Origin of the sequence: Sandarakinorhabdus sp., from assembly GCF_040398645.1 — a bacterium.
GTDB lineage: Bacteria > Pseudomonadota > Alphaproteobacteria > Sphingomonadales > Sphingomonadaceae > Sandarakinorhabdus.
In genome coordinates this window covers 37593-53973 of sequence record NZ_JBBATR010000013.1, presented here as the reverse complement: position 1 = coordinate 53973, position 16381 = coordinate 37593, and the positions used below count along the sequence as shown (strand labels likewise).

Genomic DNA, 16381 nt, shown 5'->3' with positions numbered 1-16381 from the left:
ATCGGGGCATCCTTGGTCAAATCAACCGGTGTCGGCGCGGTCGGATCGGCCAGCGGAGGAAGCTTGTCTGGTTCGTTCATGGCGCAGCTTTACTGCGCAGCGGCATGACTTGGCAAATCAGCTGGGCAATTCGCGCGAATTGCCACGGCACTGGCGATTGCACGCCGGCTGGCTTTGCGCCATTCAGCACGGATGATCACATCGCTGTTGTTGTTCTGCGGCTCGCGGGCTGGCCACCATCCGGCGCATGCCGAACTGGCCGCAGGCCTGGGCCGATTGTGCGCAGCGCAAGGTATCACGCTGGTGTATGGCGGCGGCCGGGTCGGCCTGATGGGCATTGCGGCGCGCGCGACACTGGCGGCTGGCGGCCGCGTGGTCGGCATCATCCCGCGCCTGCTGATGACCAGCGAAATCGCCCAGGACGGTCTTGATGCGCTTCATGTTGTGGAGACATTGCATGAGCGCAAGGCCATGATGCACGCGATGGCCGATGCAATCATTGCGTTGCCGGGCAGCATCGGCACCCTCGATGAGCTGTTCGAAAGCCTGACGTGGCGCGAATTGGGCATTCACAACAAGCCGATCTGGCTGCTGGGCACACAAGGCTATTGGCGGCCGCTCACGGCGCTGCTCGGCCATATCGGCAGCAGCGGGTTTGGGCCGCCCGGCCTCGATCAGCTGGCCGAGCCGCTTGATGATCTGGCGGCGCTATCGGCAAAGTTGCTGGCAACCCCGGCGCCGCAGCCATTGACCAGCGCAGCCCCAGCCCCCTAGAAGACTGCTGCAAACTGCCGCATATATTCAGGAAGCCCGCAATGCCGAAGATCAAGGTCGAAAACCCCGTTGTCGAACTGGACGGGGACGAAATGACCCGGATCATCTGGCAGTGGATTCGCGAGCAGCTTATCCTGCCCTATCTCGACGTCGATCTGCGCTATTATGATCTGGGCATCGAAAACCGCGACGACACCAACGACAAGGTAACCGTGGAATCGGCCAATGCGATCCGCGAGCATGGCGTGGGCGTGAAATGCGCGACAATCACCCCGGACGAAGCCCGCGTGAAGGAATTCGGGCTGAAGCGGATGTGGAAATCGCCCAATGGCACCATCCGCAACATATTGGGCGGCGTGGTGTTTCGTGAGCCTATCGTGATCCAGTCGGTGCCGCGGCTGGTGCCGGGCTGGACCGATCCGATCGTGATCGGCCGCCATGCCTTTGGCGATCAGTATCGCGCCACCGATTTCAAGGTGCCCGGCCCCGGCAAGCTGACCATGCGCTGGGAGGCGCAGGACGGCTCCAGCGTCATTGAGGAAGAGGTGTTCGATTTTCCCTCGGCCGGCGTCGCGATGGGCATGTACAATCTTGATGACAGCATTCGTGATTTTGCCCGCGCCAGTCTGAATTACGGCCTTGATCGTGCCTGGCCGGTGTATTTGTCGACCAAGAACACCATCCTCAAATCCTATGATGGCCGCTTCAAGGACATTTTTCAGGAGGTCTATGAAGAGGAATTCAAGGCCAGATTCCGCAAGGCCGGCATCGTTTACGAACACCGCCTGATCGACGATCTGGTGGCATCGGCGCTGAAATGGTCAGGCAAGTTCGTGTGGGCCTGCAAGAATTACGACGGCGATGTGCAATCCGACATGGTGGCGCAGGGCTATGGCAGCCTTGGCCTGATGACCAGCATCCTGATGACCCCGGACGGCAAGACCGTGGAAGCCGAAGCGGCGCACGGCACCGTGACCCGCCATTACCGCATGCACCAGGAAGGGAAGCCGACCAGCACCAACCCGATTGCCAGCATATTCGCCTGGACCGGCGGGCTGAAGCATCGCGGCAAGCTGGATGGCACGCCGGCCGTGACGAAATTTGCTGAAACATTGGAGCGGCTGTGCGTCGAAACCGTCGAACAGGGCGCCATGACCAAGGATCTGGCGCTGCTGATCGGGCCCGATCAGGCTTGGATGACCACCGAACAATTCTTCGAAGCCATCCGCGTCAATCTGGATGCTGCAATCGCCAAGGGGCTTTGAGAGCGCAGGCGTCGGCCACTCGGCAATGCTGAACATTTCCCCGGCATAGGCGGGCCGTGATGCCGGCGCGGTAAAGCACGGCGCGTGACATCACGGGCTGTTGCCCGCATGGTGCCGCCATGGCGATGCCACTGGAATCTTCGGCCTTCAAGGATATGGCGCTGGTGCTTGGCGCCGCCGGACTGGTGATCCCGGCCTTTGCGGCGTTGCGCATTTCACCGGTCATCGGCTTCATCCTGGTTGGCATCGCGGCGGGGCCATTCGGGCTTGGCCAGTTGCCGGGCCTGGAATTTCTGGCCCTGTCTGATCACGATGTGCTGGCTGCGCCGGCGGAAATGGGCGTGGCCCTGCTGCTGTTTGCGCTCGGCCTCGAACTCAGCCCGGACCGGATTCGCACCATGCGAAACACCATATTGGGGCTGGGCAGCTTGCAGATGCTGCTGTGCACGGGCTTGATTGCTGCGGTGCTGCTGGCTGCTGGTCTGGCAGTGCTGCCGGCTGCGGCGATGGCCGGCGCGCTGGCCTTGTCGTCCACGGCGGTGGGCCTGCAGATCTTGTCAGCCGCCGGCAAAATCAACAGCCAGGCTGGCCGCATGGCGATCGGCGTGCTGCTGTTTCAGGATATTGCCATTGCGCCGATGCTGCTGCTGATCGGTGCAGCGGCCGGGGGCAGTTTCTGGGGCGGATTGATCAAGGGCGTGCTGGCGCTGGCCGGCGTGGCCGTGGCGGCGCGCTATCTGGTGCCGCCACTGTTCATGCAAGCGGCGCGCACCCGCCGTTCGGAACTGTTTCTGGCGGCCGCACTGGTGGTGATCATTGGTTCGGCGGGCATGGCCGCCTTTGCCGGCATATCGCCAGCCGTTGGCGCCTTGATCGCGGGATTGATGCTGGCCACCAGCGATTTTCGCCGCCAGATCGAAGCAGCGGTGCAACCGTTCGAAGGCTTGCTGCTGGGTGTGTTTCTGATCTGGATCGGCAGCGGCCTTGATCTGGGGGCGCTGGCTGCCGATCCGTGGCCGGTGCTGGGCGGCGCGGCGGCGATCATATCCCTGAAGGCCGCTGCAATCTTTGGCCTGCTACGGCTGCACCAGGTGCGGCGCGGTGTGGCCGGGCATGTCGCGCTGCTGCTGGCCAGCCCGTCCGAAACCGGCTTGATCGTGCTTGGCGCGGCCGTTTCGGCACGGCTGATCGGCGGCGGCGATGCCCAAATGGCGCTGGCGGTCGCTTCGCTCAGCCTTGCATTGGCGCCGCTGCTCGGGCTGGCAGGCGCCCGTCTTGAACATGAATTCAAGCCCGAACACGCCGAACCCGAGCCTGCTGCCGCTATGTCGAGCCAACGCACCATCATCATCGGCTATGGACGGGTTGGCCGGCTGGTTGCGCAAATGCTTGATATGCATGGCCAACCATGGCTTGCAGTAGACAGTGATCCCGACGAAGTGCAGCGGCTGCGGCGCGCCGGCAAGCCGGTCATCTTTGGCGATGCCCGCCGGCCCGAATTGATCGACCGGCTGAAGCTCGATACGGCAAAGGCAGTGGTGCTGACCATTGATGACATGCATATGCTCGATCTGCTGATCCGCCGCATCCGCCTGTCATATCCGGATTTGTGCATCGTGGTGCGCGCCCGCGATGCCGATCACGCGGGCCAGTTATACGCCCTGGGCGTGACCGATGCCGTGCCGGAAACCGTCGAAAGCAGCCTGCAACTGGCTGAAGCCGTGCTGGTGGATCTGGGCGTTCCGATGGGGCCGGTGATCGCCTCCATTCACGAAAAACGCGACGAGCTTCGCGCCCGCATTCGCGGCAAAGGCGGCGGCGTCAAACGTCCGCCAATGCGCACATTGCGGCGCGGGATGAAAACACCGGATTAGAGGGGTTTGCGCCAAACCATGATGTGAAAATTCGGCACACGATTGTAGCGGTCGCGCTTGTCGGCCGGGCCGCCGGTTGCTTCGGGCTCATCGAAATGGGTCAAGATCAGGCCATGGCCGATCAACGCCTGCATATAGATTTTCAGCGGGCGGTGGTGGTTGATGATATCGATACCGCTCCAGCGGGTGCGCAGCGGCCGTTCCCGAAAATAATGATCAATGGGAAAACTTGGCTCGGCGTCCAGCGGCTTCAACCAGCCGACATGCACCGCGGCTGTGTTGAACGACGTCAGATTGGCGATGAGCAAATGCCCGCCCGGCGCAATCGCCGCCACGATTTGCGCCAGCGCCGCCGACAAATCGGCCATGTCGATCAGCGACAAATAGCAGATGGCCATATCGAAACCGCTCGGTTCGGCTGCCATCGCTTCTGCATGAGCAACGCGGTAATCGCCGTCCGCGTGCAGCGCCTGCGCCCGGCTGATCAGTGCAGCCGTGGGATCAATGCCAACAGTTGATATGCCGCGCGCCGTCAGCATCCGGCAAAACCTGCCCTCGCCGCAGCCCACATCCAGCACCCGCGCCGGTGCATGATGATCAACCAGCGCCAGCATCGGCGCATCAAGCACATGCACGCGGCCAAAATCGCCGGATTCGCCGATGACGGCGATCCACGCGTCCGCCGATGCATCCCAGCCTGACATCGCGCTGGTCAGCCGGCCAGGGCCAGCTTGACCGCTGCAATGGCATCTGCCGCCTTGTCACCATCGGGCCCGCCGGCCTGCGCCATATCAGGCCGGCCGCCGCCGCCCTGCCCGCCCAAGGCCGCCGCTGCCACGCGCACCAGATCGACGGCGGAATGGCGTTCGATCAAATCAGCCGACACGCCCACCGCCACGCTGGCGCGGCCATCGTTCACGGCGATCATCACGGCAATGCTGCTGCCCAGCCTGGCCTTCGTGTCATCGATCAGGCCGCGCAGCGCCTTGGGATCCAATCCGTCGATCACCTGGCCATGAAAGGCGATGCCGTTGATCTGTTCAGGGCCAGCCTGTGCGCCGGTGCTTGGCCCGGCGAGCGCCAGGGCCTTCTTGGCGTCGGCAAGCTCACGCTCTAAGCGCTTGCGATCCTCCATCAACGTGGCAACCCGGGCCGGCACGTCTTCAGGCCGCGCCTTCATCTCGGCTGCGGCCGCCAGCAGCAGCGCCTCGCGCTCATTCAGCCATTCGCGCGCGGCAACACCGGTTTTGCCTTCGATGCGGCGCACACCCGAAGCGACGGCGCTTTCCGATGTGATCTTGAGCAAGCCGATATCGCCCAGTGCCGCGACATGGGTGCCGCCGCACAATTCGACGCTGTAGCTGTCGCCGCCATCGTCGATGCCCATGGTCAGCACGCGCACTTCGTCGCCATATTTCTCGCCAAACAGCGCCATGGCACCGGCGGCAATCGCGTCGTCCGGGGTCATCAGTGCGGTGGTGACGCCGCGATTGCTAAGGATTTGCGCGTTCACATCGGCCTCAACCGCAGCCAGTTCGGCAGCAGTCATCGCCTTCTGGTGTGAAAAATCGAAGCGCAGCACATCCTCGCCGACATAGGAGCCCTTTTGCGTGACATGCGTGCCAAGGCGGCGGCGCAGCGCGGCGTGCAGCACATGGGTCGCGCTGTGCGCGCGGCGATGGCTGCTGCGCTGCGGGGAACTGACATCCAGGCGCACGACATCGCCGACCGCCAGCGGGCCACCATCCAGAACGACATCGTGCAGATGCAGTTTGCCCAGCGCCTTGCGCGTGTCGGCGACGCGCCCGGTCAGGCCGTCGCCCCAGCGCAGCGAACCGCCATCGCCCGACTGGCCGCCACTTTCACCGTAAAACGGGGTTTGGTTGGTGATCATCACCGCCGTTTCGCCCGCTTCGATACGCTGAACCTGCGCGCCATCCTTCACCAACGCCACAACCTGCGCTTCGCCGGTCAGGCTGGTGTAGCCGGTGAACTCAGTCGCGCCGTGCGCGTCGACGATATCGAACCAGACGGCGGCATCCTTGGCCTCGCCCGAGCCCGTCCAGGCCGCGCGGGCCTGGCGGCGCTGCTCGGCCATGGCGACATCGAAACCAGCCCGGTCCACGGCCAAGCCGCGCGCACGCAAGGCATCCTCGGTCAGATCATAGGGAAAACCGAATGTGTCGTATAGTTTGAATGCCACATCGCCCGGCAAAGTGCCGCCAACCGCAAGCGACGCGGTTGCTTCATCCAGAAGGCCCAGACCGCGCTCAAGCGTCTGACGAAACCGGGTTTCTTCAAGCTTCAGGGTTTCCTCAATCAGCGCGCTGGCCCGGCCCAATTCCGGATAGGCCAGGCCCATCGTTGCCAGCAGCGCCGGCACAAGCTGGTGCATCAAGGGCTCCTTGGCGCCAAGGATATGGGCGTGACGCATGGCCCGGCGCATGATCCGGCGCAGCACATAGCCGCGGCCTTCGCCGGCTGGCAGCACGCCGTCGGCAACCAGAAAGCCCGCCGAGCGCAAATGGTCGGCGATGACGCGGTGGGAGGCCTTGGCCTCTTTGGTCAACGCGCGGCCAACCTTGTCTTCGCTGGCTGCAATCAGGGTGCGGAACGTATCGGTGTCATAATTGTCGTGCACACCCTGCAACACGGCGGCAACGCGCTCGAGACCCATGCCGGTGTCGATGCTGGGGCGCGGCAGATCGAGGCGGGTGCCGGCATCGACCTGCTCATATTGCATGAACACCAGATTCCAGATCTCGACAAACCGGTCGCCATCTTCGTCAGGACTGCCAGGCGGGCCGCCGAAAATATGGTCGCCATGATCGTAAAATATCTCGCTGCACGGCCCGCAGGGACCGGTATCTCCCATCGACCAGAAATTGTCGTTGGTCGGGATGCGGATGATGCGATGATCAGGCAGGCCGGCAATCTTGCGCCACAAGGCGGCGGCTTCGTCGTCTGTGTGGTAGACGGTAACGGTCAGGCGGTCCTTGTTCAGGCCCCATTCGCGGGTGAGCAAATCCCAAGCCAGCGTGATTGCCTGTTCCTTGAAATAATCGCCAAACGAGAAATTCCCAAGCATTTCGAAGAAGGTATGATGGCGCGCGGTGTAGCCGACATTGTCGAGATCATTGTGCTTGCCGCCAGCCCGCACACATTTCTGGCTGGATGCTGCCGTGGTGTAAGGGCGCGTTTCCAGGCCGGTAAAGACATTCTTGAACGGCACCATACCGGCATTGACGAACATCAAGGTCGGATCGTTTTGCGGCACCAGCGGCGCCGAAGCCACCGGGCTGTGGCCAGCCTTCGCGAAATGATCGAGAAAGCTTTTCCGGATGTCGTTCGAAGAGATCATGCGCAGGACTTACGGCAGCGCAAAGCCAGCGTAAAGTGTTGGCATCAAGCCCGCGCCGTCACCAGCCAGGCTGCGCCGGGCAAGGCCACTTCACCGCCGGCCAGATAAAGACCCAGCTCGGCCGCAAGCCGCGGACGCGCGTCGCTGCCAATGCCGGCATCGCGCACCGCGCGCGCCGCCGGACCGATCTTGAGATTGAAGCTGACGGCGTCGGCAATCGGGTCATCACCGCTGCCGATCAGCATCGCAAACGGCAGGCTGTGAAAAGTGGCATCCTGCCAGCCGGCCGCTTCCAGCATCATGGCGACGCGCGCGGCATCGGCAAAGGCAAACGGCCCCGGCGCATGCGGATCGGAAGCGGGTTGCGGCGGCAACAGATCGGCCAGCGCCGTCATCGGAAAGGTCGCCCACAAATTGCGGGCCGCTGGCTGCCAACAGGCAAACACCAACCGGCCACCCGGGGCAGCAAGCCGATGGAAATGCGCAAAGGCAGCGCCCGGATCGGCGAAGAACATCACGCCAAACCGCGACATTATGAGATCAAAATCACCCTCGTCAGCCCATGTCGAAGCATCGCCGGCAATGAAATCAGCATCGCAGAGCAGCGCTTCGGCGCGGCTGCGGGCGTGGGCAAGCAACGGCGCCGAGATGTCCAAACCCAAAGCGCTACCATCTTCGCCAACGGCCAGCGCAGCCGCGAGGGTGGTTTCGCCGGCCCCGCAGCCGACATCGAGCACGGCCTCACCCGGCTGCGGCGCGGCTGCAGCCAGCAAGGCGGCGGTAACCGGCGTGAGCGCTGCATCCATGCGCTCCTGCATCTGCACCCAGATGTCACCAACCTTGCCGTTCCAGTAATCAATCTGCTCGGCATTGCTCATTGCGGCGTCCCCTCTTGATTGGTTGATTGCTGCGTCAGGCTGGCGCCGTCAATGGCCGGCGGTTGAACCCATCGACAAGGTAGTTTATTGCCCAACAATGCCGTCACCACATTTGTCTGCTGCATTGTTCGCAGCCCTGCTTTTGGCAAGCCAGGCGGGATTGGCCGCCGATCCCGCGCCGGCCGAGGCCGTGACCGTCACCGCCGACCGGCTCAGCCGCAGCGTCATGCGTGCCGAGGCATCCAAATTTCTACGCGATGGAATAGCCGATACTCGCGGCGGCCAGAACGCCCGGTGGTTCGCGCCTGTCTGCGCGATTACCATGGGGGTGGACGACAAATCCGGCGCCGTGTTCACGGCACGCATTGCCGATGTCGCTCGGCATGTCGGGCTGAAACTGGCGGCAGCGGGCTGTGAACCGAATCTGGCCATCGTGTTCACGCGGGAAGCGCGCGCCCTGGTCAAACAGATCAATCGCCGCCAATCCGGGGCGCTCGATGCGCTTCCGGCAAGTGAACGCGGTTTGGTCAAGAACAGCGATCTGCCGGTGCGATGGTGGCATTTCACGGCGCCGGAAGCCTATGACGGGCGGCAACTCGCGCCCGGCGCGCCGGCGCTGGGCGCTGCTGGCGCTAGCGCGATCGGCGGTGACGTGACCTTCAACAACAATATCCGCGGATCACCCATCGATCTTTCGACTCGTGTGGGTATCACCGGCGCCGTGATAATTGTCGATATCACCCGGCTGGCGTCCGAAAATGTGTCGGCCTTGTCTGACTATATTGCGCTGGTGGGATTGGGGCGGCTGCGCATGGACCCGCGCCAGCGGCCAACCGGCAGCATATTGGCCATGTTTGATAAAGATGCGCCGCGCTTTGATGGGATGTCAGACCAAGACGAGCGGTTTATCGAAGCCATGTACAGCAGCAAGGCCGCGGTGGAAGGCTGGCGCCAACGCGCTGACATGGCCGGGCGCATGGCCGACGCTGCCGTTTCGCCGGCAAGCCCGCCGCCAGTTCAAACACAGGCCGCGGCACCTAAACGATAGGTGCCATGAAGTTACGGTACCAAAGGCCAAAAAAAGGGGCGATCGCCTGACGATCGCCCCTGAATTTCAAATTGCCGCCACACTGGCAATCTCACATTTCCTCGTCGCCCGTGTCGTCATCCGACGAAGGGCCAACAAGCAGCGCGTCAGAGATACCAGCGGCGTTGTCGCGAATGATTTTTTCGATCTTGGCCGCTGTCTGCGGATTTTCCTTGAGATATTTTTTGGCGTTTTCGCGGCCCTGGCCAATCCGGATGCTATCGTGGCTGAACCACGAACCGGACTTGTCGATAACGCCGGCCTTCACCCCGAGATCGAGAATCTCACCGATCTTGGAGATGCCCTCGCCGTACATGATATCGAATTCCACTTGTTTGAACGGCGGCGCCACCTTGTTCTTGACCACTTTGACGCGCGTGGCATTGCCAACAATATCTTCGCGGTCCTTGATCTGGCCGGTGCGGCGGATATCGAGCCGAACGGACGCATAGAATTTCAGCGCATTGCCGCCGGTGGTGGTTTCCGGATTGCCGTACATCACACCGATTTTCATGCGCAGCTGGTTGATGAAAATCACCAGGCACCGCGAGCGACTGATGGAGCCGGTCAATTTGCGCAGCGACTGCGACATGAGCCGCGCCTGCAGGCCGACATGGCTATCGCCCATTTCGCCTTCGATTTCCGCGCGCGGCACCAAGGCCGCAACCGAATCGATCACCAGCACATCAATGGCATTTGAACGAACCAGCGTATCAACGATCTCCAGCGCCTGTTCTCCCGTGTCAGGCTGCGACACGATCAATTCGTCGATGTTGACGCCCAGTTTCTTGGCATAACCCGGGTCGAGCGCGTGTTCGGCATCGACGAATGCAGCCGTGCCGCCGGCGCGCTGCGCTTCGGCAATGGCATGCAAGGCCAGCGTCGTCTTGCCGGAGCTTTCGGGCCCATAAATTTCCACAACGCGGCCGCGCGGTAACCCACCGATACCAAGCGCGATATCAAGCCCAAGCGAACCGGTGGATATCGCTTCGATCTCCAGCGCATCGCGCTGGCCAAGTTTCATCACCGAGCCTTTGCCGAATGCCCTGTCGATCTGAGCCAATGCTGCGTCGAGCGCCTTTTGCCGATCCATCGCCGTATCCACCACCTTGAGCGCTGCTGCCATGACCCGATCCCTTCCTGAAGCGGCGGCCGTTGGCCGTCAATGCAAATTGATGTACACGTCTTGTTCTAAACGAACAAGAGGGGAACAAAATTTGTTTCAGCGCGGCGATTGCAGGCTTGCAGCGATTGCTTCGAACAATTCTGCAAGTGTGAAGGGTTTGGCAAGAAAACGAAATCCCAGTTCGCCAGCAGCCTTGTGGCGCGGCAGTTCCGCATAGCCGGACATCAGGACAATGCCCATCTTCGGGGCCAGCCGCGCAGCTTCGATGGCCAGTTCAACCCCATCGATGCCAGGCATCATCACGTCCGACACCAGCACATCAAATGGTTCAGATTGCCGCAAAATTGCCAGCGCAGCCACGGCATCCTCGGCGGTCGTTACAAAGCAGCCCTGGCGTTGCAGACCGCGCGCAAACACGGTGCGCACCGAAGGCTCATCTTCCACCAGCAGCACGCGCTTGCCCGTGGGCATTGGCTGCACGGCAACTTCCGGCGGCGCTTCGGCAGACGTCTTTGCCATTTCGTGACCAGGCAAATAAACCGAAAATGTCGTGCCGCGCCCTCCGGGCCCTGTCTTGGCAAAGATATAGCCGCCGGTCTGTTTGACGATACCGTATACGGTCGCAAGGCCAAGCCCGGTACCCTGCCCCTGCGGCTTGGTGGTGAAAAACGGTTCGAATATCTTACCGACAATATCCGGCGGAATACCGACGCCCGTGTCGGTAATCTCAAGCACGACATGATCGCTGATCGGAATAATGGCATGGCCCAAGGCTTCGATCCGGGCAGCAGGAACATCTGCTACACTGATCAACAGGCGGCCCTTGCCTGACATTGCGTCCCGGGCATTGATCGCGAGATTCAGGATGACCTGTTCCAACTGGCCAGGATCGGCCTTCACTGCCAGGCGGCCGCTACCCGTGATGACAAGATCAACGGCCGGGCCGAGCAATTGCACTAGCAGCGGCCGCAAACCCTGCAACAGCTCACTGAAAAACAACAGGTTTCGCTGCTGGGGCTGCTGCCGGGAAAAGGCCAGCAATTGCCCCACCAGCTTGGCGCCGCGTTCGCCATTGATGCGGATTTCCTTGATGGCATCGCGGTCCGCCTCGCGCTGCTCCTGTTCCAGCAATTGATCGGTCAAGGCCAGCACGGCGGTGAGCAAATTGTTGAAATCATGCGCAATGCCGCCAGCCAATTGGCCCACAGCCTGCATGCGCGCCGCCGCTTTCACTTGTGTTTCCAGCCGCAATTGTTCGCGCAGATCTGGCAGCGCCAGCATGGCTGCCGCGCCCAGACCGGGGGGAAATGGCAACAGCCGCAAATCCTGCGGTTCGTCTGGCCGGTTGACCAGCGCAACCCTGAGCGTGCGGGCAGCCCCGCCCGCCACGACTTCGGACACGGCCAGCGCCAGCACCGGTGCATCATCGGGAACAGCCATTTGCTGCGGCATCAATCCGGGCCGCCAAGCCGTGCCGGCGGTTGCTGCCATGGCTTCGTTGCCGGCAAACATGCGGCCGGACGAATCAAGCAACGCAAGCGCCATTGGAATATTCACCAGCAACGGCCCGAAACCGGGGCTGGATATGCCTTCGGCATAAGGCGCAGGCCATGCGCTATCGACAGGCTGAAACATCGCCCAATCAACAACGGCGGCGGTAGGCAGATCTTCAGGAATAACGCTGCTCCGTCCACGGATCGCCATCATTGTGATAGCCGCGCGCCTCCCAGAAACCGGGCTTGTCCACGGCGACCAGCTCGATGCGCACCAACCATTTGGCCGATTTCCAGAAATACCAGCGCGGAATAATGGCACGCACCGGTCCACCATGGTCTCGTGACAGCGCAACACCATCATGGGCATGCGCAATCACGCAATCATCACCGGCAAAGCGTTCCAGCGTGAGATTGGTGGTGTAACCATCAGCGCCGTGCAGGATCACGGCATTGGCATGTGGCAGCGGCTGCGCTGCACTGAGCACATGACTGGTGGCCACGCCGGACCAGCGATTGTCAAACCGCGACCATTGCGTGACGCAGTGAATGTCTGACACATCGTCAATCTGCGGCTGCGCGCTGTAACTGTTCCAGTCCCAGATCAACGGATTGGCCACCAAGCCATCGACCTTGAGCTGCCATTCGCTGCGCTCAATCGCCGGCTTCAGGCCCAGATCCAGCACTGGCCAATTGGTCACCAGACGCTGGCCGGGCGGCAGGCGATTGCTGTGCTGCGGATCGGGTGTGCCAGTGATCAGCCGGCGGCTATCGGCCCAGGCCTGCTTGATTGCCACCAGTTTGGCGCGAATGCCGCTGGCCGGGGTATCGCTGTCCGCCATCAGCCGCGTTCCCGCATCACGCGCGCGCGGTCGCGCTGCCAATCGCGTTCCTTGCTGGTTTCGCGCTTGTCGTGCAGTTTCTTGCCGCGGCCAATCGCCAGCTCGATCTTGGCGCGGCCACGATCGTTGAAAAACACATTCAGCGGCACCAGCGTCAGGCCTTGCCGGGTGACGGCGCTGTGCATCTTGTCAATCTCGCGGCCGTGCAGGAGCAACTTGCGCGGGCGTTTGGGTTCGTGATTGAAGATATTGCCGTGGCTGAACACCGGGATATTGGCGTTGACCAGCCACACCTGGCCGTCCTTCACTTCGGCAAAGCTTTCGACGATGCTGCCCTGCCCGGTGCGCAGCGATTTCACTTCGGTGCCTGTCAAGGCGATGCCGGCTTCAAACACATCTTCGATGAAATAATCAAAGCGCGCGCGCCGATTTTCGGCCACGGTTTTCACCTTGGTGCCAGCTGGCCGTGGCCGCGCCATCAGATCAAGCCTGCATGAACAAGTGCGGCGTCCACCGCTGCCATCGCCGCGCTTGATGGCGCTGCGATGGGCAGGCGCACATCGGGGCCCATGCGGCCAAGCCGGTGCAGCGCATATTTGGTCGGCCCCGGCGATGCATCGGCAAACAGCGCAGCGTGCAGCGGCTGCAAAAGGTCGTTAATGGCCAGCGCCGCCGCATGATCGCCGCGCAGCGACGCTTCCTGCAACTGCGCGCACAGACGCGGCGCCACGTTGGCCGTCACGGAAATCGCGCCCACCCCGCCCTGCGCGTTGAAGCCCAGCGCCATATCGTCATTGCCCGAAAGCTGGATGAATTCCGGGCCGCACGCCAGCCGTTGCTGCGCCACGCGGGCGATATTGCCGGTGGCATCCTTCACGCCGATGATGCGCGGCAACTGGCTGAGGATTGCCATTGTCTCCACGCTCATGTCCGCCACGCTGCGGCCGGGGATGTTGTAGATGATGATCGGCAATGCGGTGGCATCGTGCAGCGCCGTGAAATGCGCGATCAGGCCCGCCTGTGACGGCTTGTTGTAATAGGGCACCACGATCAAGGCCGCATCGGCGCCGATGCGCTCGGCATGGCCAAGATGCGCAATCGCCGTGCAAGTGTCGTTGCTGCCGCAGCCGGCGATCACCGGCACGCGACCGGCAGCAGCAGCCACGCAGGCGGCGATCACGGCATAATGTTCCTGATGGTCCAGCGTTGGCGATTCGCCGGTGGTGCCCACTGGCACCAGCCCGTGGCTGCCCTGCTCAATCTGCCATTCGACGTGCGCGGCAAAGGCGCCGAAATCCACGGCGCCAGCGTTGAACGGCGTCACCAGTGCCGGCATCGATCCCTGGCAGCGGGCAATCAGATTGGTGTCATTCATTGCCTGTTCCTTGGCACCTGCGTATCACAATGTGATGTTCAAGGCGCGTGATAGTAAGCAGCAGGGCCGCCTGTCCAGCATTGCCGGTGTTGCCGCTGCCCTGCTGGCGGGGAGCGCACCGTTGGCGAACAGTGCCCACGCCCAAACCACAGCCAGTCTGGACGCAGCAACCATCGCAACCTACCGCGCCCGCCTGGCCGACAATGAGCGCGCCAGCGCCGCCCTGCTGCCCGCCGCACCGCTTACCGGCGTTGTCCCCGTGCCGGTTCTGGAAACAATTGTGCAGTGGGATCGGTTGCGCCGTGAGGCCTATCAGGGCGAATTTGCCGAATATGCCGCGTTTCTGGCAAGCCATGCCGATTGGCCGCAGGCGGGCACAATTCGGCGCCTCGCCGAACGCCGGATCAGTGATGCAACCCCCGCGGGCGCCACCCTGCGCCATTTTCGCAATCAGCCGCCAATCACGGCCGATGGCAAATGGCGCTACGCCAATGCACTGGCCGATGCTGGCCAAGGGGCCACTGCCGCTAGCTGGGCGCGAGACGCCTGGGATTCGGCCGGGCTGGATGAAGCCGCCGAAGCCCGCCTGCTGGCGCGCTTTGGCGATCAACTGCGGGCACAGGACCATGTGAGCCGTATGGACCGGCTGCTCTGGGCTGATCGCACCACGCCGGCGGCGCGCATGCTGCCCAGGGTCGATACCGATACGCGGCTGTGGGCGCTGGCCCGCATTGCCCTGCGCCGCAGTTCGCCTGATGTGCAGGCGCGGCTGGGCGTGGTGCCGGGCCGCTTGCGCCGTGAAACCGGCCTGATGAATGACGAAGCGCGCTGGCTGCTGCGCAGTGGCCGCGAGAGCGAATCCCATGCTTTGCTGGCGGCTGGCGGGGCAATGCCGCTGGTGGCGGGCGGCGGCCTGACCAGTGCCACCGAATCCTGGCTGAAAACCCGTCTGGAAATCGGCCGCAGCCTGTGGCGTGCCGGCAACAACAGCCAGGCCCGCGCTGTGCTTGCCAGCCACGGCCTGGACGCCAATGTCATGGCAACCCGTAGTCTGGCCGAACGCGCCGCCTATCTGGATGTGGAATGGCTGGCCGGCTGGCTGGCGCTGCGCCGGTTGGGGCAGCCAGCCAATGCCTTGGTGCATTTCCGCAACGCACGCGCTGCAACGCAATCACCGATCAGCCAGGCCCGCGCCGATTACTGGGCCGGCCGCGCGGCCGATGCCGCCGGGCAAACCCAGGCTGCGCGGCAGTATTTCGCTGCCGCTGCCACGCATCCCGATTATTTCTATGGCCAGCTTGCCACTGAGCGGCTGGGCCAGCGGCTCAGCCTTGCCGCCGCACCGTTACCGCAGCCGGATGCCAACGCGGCCGGCAATCTGCGCGCCGAAACCCGGGTGCGGGCTGCTTTCGCCTTGGCCGATATCGACCGTGCGCGGCAAAGCCTGTTCCTCAAGCATTTGGCCGATACTGTAGACACGCCGGCCCGCGCCGCACTGGTTGCTGGCCTAGCGGCGCCGCTCGGCCGGCCCGATGTGGGCGTGAACGCGGCCAAGGCGGCGCGTGGCACCGCTGGCCTGGCCTTGCTGTCCGTCAGCTTTCCGGTGCTGCCGCTGCCTGACACGCTGGCTGGCAATGCCGCCATCATCCACGCCATCACTCGGCAGGAAAGCCAATTTGATCGCACGGCGCGTTCCAGCGCCAACGCGCTCGGCCTCATGCAATTGGTGCCGGCCACCGCCGCCGAGCAGGCGTCAAAGTCGGGCCTGCCCACCAGCCCGGCGGCGCGGCTGACCGAGGATCCGGTGTGGAATGTCACGCTCGGCAGCGCCTACATCACCCGGCTGCGCGGCGCCAATGACGGATCAATGCCGATGGCGGTGGCGGCCTATAATGCCGGGCCCGGCAATTTGCGCCGGTTTGTGACGCAGCTTGGCACGCCGGGCAGCGACGATGTGGTCGATTGGATCGAAAGCCTGCCCTTCGCTGAAACCCGCAACTATGTGCAGCGCGTGCTGGAAAATGCCGTGGTCTACGAAACGCTGTACCCGCGGATGGCCGTAACGCGTGGGCCAAACCGGCTGAGCGAATGGCTGGGCAAAACCGCGCCGGGTTAAGCGGTCAAAACAGGCTTTTTCCAAGCGCCTGTTCAGCAATTTTCACCAGCGCAGCATCCGGCTCCGGCCAGCTCAGATCGACGCCCTGCCCCAGCGCATCACAGATCAGTTCCAGGCTGCGCACCCTGGCGTGTTTCTTGTTATTGGCGGCCACGATATGCCACGGCGCTGCCGGCGGTGAACACAGCCG

The 16381-nt window shown here is 63.1% G+C and carries 13 protein-coding genes and 1 pseudogene; 5 read left to right on the top strand and 9 right to left on the bottom strand.

Annotated features, from left to right (window positions below):
* The first annotated feature begins 192 nt into the window (after positions 1-192).
* The 3 genes from ABWP50_RS04935 (at position 193) to ABWP50_RS04925 (ending at position 3913) form a co-directional block, all read left to right on the top strand.
* Complete coding sequence (locus ABWP50_RS04935; protein WP_353216878.1) at positions 193-774, top strand: LOG family protein; 582 nt, start codon at positions 193-195, stop codon at positions 772-774.
* A 41-nt stretch (positions 775-815) separates the two neighbouring features.
* Positions 816-2039, top strand: a complete 1224-nt coding sequence (locus ABWP50_RS04930) for an NADP-dependent isocitrate dehydrogenase (RefSeq protein ID WP_353216877.1) — start codon at positions 816-818, stop codon at positions 2037-2039.
* Between the two features lie 119 nt (positions 2040-2158).
* Complete coding sequence (locus tag ABWP50_RS04925; RefSeq protein ID WP_353216876.1) at positions 2159-3913, top strand: cation:proton antiporter domain-containing protein; 1755 nt, start codon at positions 2159-2161, stop codon at positions 3911-3913.
* On the opposite strand, the gene ABWP50_RS04920 is transcribed toward ABWP50_RS04925, so the two are convergent.
* Genes ABWP50_RS04920 through ABWP50_RS04910 form a run of 3 tightly spaced genes read right to left on the bottom strand, consistent with a single transcriptional unit; the run spans position 3910 to position 8152 of the window.
* On the bottom strand, positions 3910-4617 hold the full coding sequence (locus tag ABWP50_RS04920) for a class I SAM-dependent methyltransferase (protein ID WP_353216875.1): 708 nt from the start codon (positions 4615-4617) through the stop codon (positions 3910-3912). The genes ABWP50_RS04925 and ABWP50_RS04920 overlap by 4 nt on opposite strands.
* Positions 4618-4625: 8 nt before the next feature.
* The gene (alaS, locus tag ABWP50_RS04915; RefSeq protein ID WP_353216874.1) at positions 4626-7274 is read right to left on the bottom strand and encodes an alanine--tRNA ligase; all 2649 of its coding nucleotides are present in this window, start codon (positions 7272-7274) and stop codon (positions 4626-4628) included.
* A gap of 44 nt (positions 7275-7318) precedes the next feature.
* Entirely contained in the window at positions 7319-8152 is an 834-nt protein-coding gene (locus ABWP50_RS04910) for a class I SAM-dependent methyltransferase (RefSeq protein ID WP_353216873.1), read from the bottom strand.
* A 124-nt stretch (positions 8153-8276) separates the two neighbouring features.
* On the opposite strand from ABWP50_RS04910, the gene ABWP50_RS04905 reads away from it, so the two are divergent.
* Positions 8277-9200 carry a hypothetical protein gene (locus tag ABWP50_RS04905; protein ID WP_353216872.1) on the top strand — a complete coding sequence of 308 codons (924 nt, stop codon included), beginning with the start codon at positions 8277-8279 and terminating at the stop codon, positions 9198-9200.
* A gap of 91 nt (positions 9201-9291) precedes the next feature.
* On the opposite strand, the gene recA is transcribed toward ABWP50_RS04905, so the two are convergent.
* The 5 genes from recA to dapA form a co-directional block, all read right to left on the bottom strand.
* Entirely contained in the window at positions 9292-10365 is a 1074-nt protein-coding gene (gene recA, locus ABWP50_RS04900; RefSeq protein WP_353216871.1) for a recombinase RecA, read from the bottom strand.
* A gap of 96 nt (positions 10366-10461) precedes the next feature.
* The gene (locus ABWP50_RS04895; RefSeq protein ID WP_353216870.1) at positions 10462-11877 is read right to left on the bottom strand and encodes an ATP-binding protein; all 1416 of its coding nucleotides are present in this window, start codon (positions 11875-11877) and stop codon (positions 10462-10464) included.
* 157 nt (positions 11878-12034) lie between these two features.
* Entirely contained in the window at positions 12035-12700 is a 666-nt protein-coding gene (locus tag ABWP50_RS04890; RefSeq protein WP_353216869.1) for a sulfite oxidase-like oxidoreductase, read from the bottom strand.
* A complete protein-coding gene (gene smpB, locus ABWP50_RS04885) occupies positions 12700-13179 on the bottom strand; it encodes an SsrA-binding protein SmpB (RefSeq protein WP_353216868.1) in 480 nt (159 codons plus the stop codon). The genes ABWP50_RS04890 and smpB overlap by 1 nt, the downstream gene beginning before the upstream one ends.
* On the bottom strand, positions 13179-14075 hold the full coding sequence (gene dapA, locus ABWP50_RS04880) for a 4-hydroxy-tetrahydrodipicolinate synthase (RefSeq protein ID WP_353216867.1): 897 nt from the start codon (positions 14073-14075) through the stop codon (positions 13179-13181). Before dapA ends, smpB begins: the two co-directional genes overlap by 1 nt.
* A gap of 34 nt (positions 14076-14109) precedes the next feature.
* Between dapA and ABWP50_RS04875 the strand changes: the two genes are divergently transcribed.
* Positions 14110-16191 (top strand): lytic transglycosylase domain-containing protein, encoded by a 2082-nt coding sequence (locus ABWP50_RS04875; RefSeq protein WP_353216866.1) that lies wholly within the window; start codon positions 14110-14112, stop codon positions 16189-16191.
* Between the two features lie 4 nt (positions 16192-16195).
* On the opposite strand, the pseudogene ABWP50_RS04870 reads toward ABWP50_RS04875, so the two are convergent.
* Positions 16196-16381, bottom strand: a pseudogene (locus tag ABWP50_RS04870) (polyphosphate kinase 2 family protein); the annotation flags it as partial.

What these genes read in the sequence shown, in the direction of transcription:
- ABWP50_RS04935 (WP_353216878.1), top strand. Translation starts at nt 193, where the DNA reads ATGATCACATCGCTGTTGTTGTTCTGCGGCTCGCGGGCTGGCCACCAT.
- ABWP50_RS04930 (WP_353216877.1), top strand. Translation starts at nt 816, where the DNA reads ATGCCGAAGATCAAGGTCGAAAACCCCGTTGTCGAACTGGACGGGGAC.
- ABWP50_RS04925 (WP_353216876.1), top strand. Translation starts at nt 2,159, where the DNA reads ATGGCGATGCCACTGGAATCTTCGGCCTTCAAGGATATGGCGCTGGTG.
- ABWP50_RS04920 (WP_353216875.1), bottom strand. Translation starts at nt 4,617, where the DNA reads ATGTCAGGCTGGGATGCATCGGCGGACGCGTGGATCGCCGTCATCGGC.
- alaS (WP_353216874.1), bottom strand. Translation starts at nt 7,274, where the DNA reads ATGATCTCTTCGAACGACATCCGGAAAAGCTTTCTCGATCATTTCGCG.
- ABWP50_RS04910 (WP_353216873.1), bottom strand. Translation starts at nt 8,152, where the DNA reads ATGAGCAATGCCGAGCAGATTGATTACTGGAACGGCAAGGTTGGTGAC.
- recA (WP_353216871.1), bottom strand. Translation starts at nt 10,365, where the DNA reads ATGGCAGCAGCGCTCAAGGTGGTGGATACGGCGATGGATCGGCAAAAG.
- ABWP50_RS04895 (WP_353216870.1), bottom strand. Translation starts at nt 11,877, where the DNA reads ATGTTTGCCGGCAACGAAGCCATGGCAGCAACCGCCGGCACGGCTTGG.
- ABWP50_RS04890 (WP_353216869.1), bottom strand. Translation starts at nt 12,700, where the DNA reads ATGGCGGACAGCGATACCCCGGCCAGCGGCATTCGCGCCAAACTGGTG.
- smpB (WP_353216868.1), bottom strand. Translation starts at nt 13,179, where the DNA reads ATGGCGCGGCCACGGCCAGCTGGCACCAAGGTGAAAACCGTGGCCGAA.
- dapA (WP_353216867.1), bottom strand. Translation starts at nt 14,075, where the DNA reads ATGAATGACACCAATCTGATTGCCCGCTGCCAGGGATCGATGCCGGCA.
- ABWP50_RS04875 (WP_353216866.1), top strand. Translation starts at nt 14,110, where the DNA reads ATGTTCAAGGCGCGTGATAGTAAGCAGCAGGGCCGCCTGTCCAGCATT.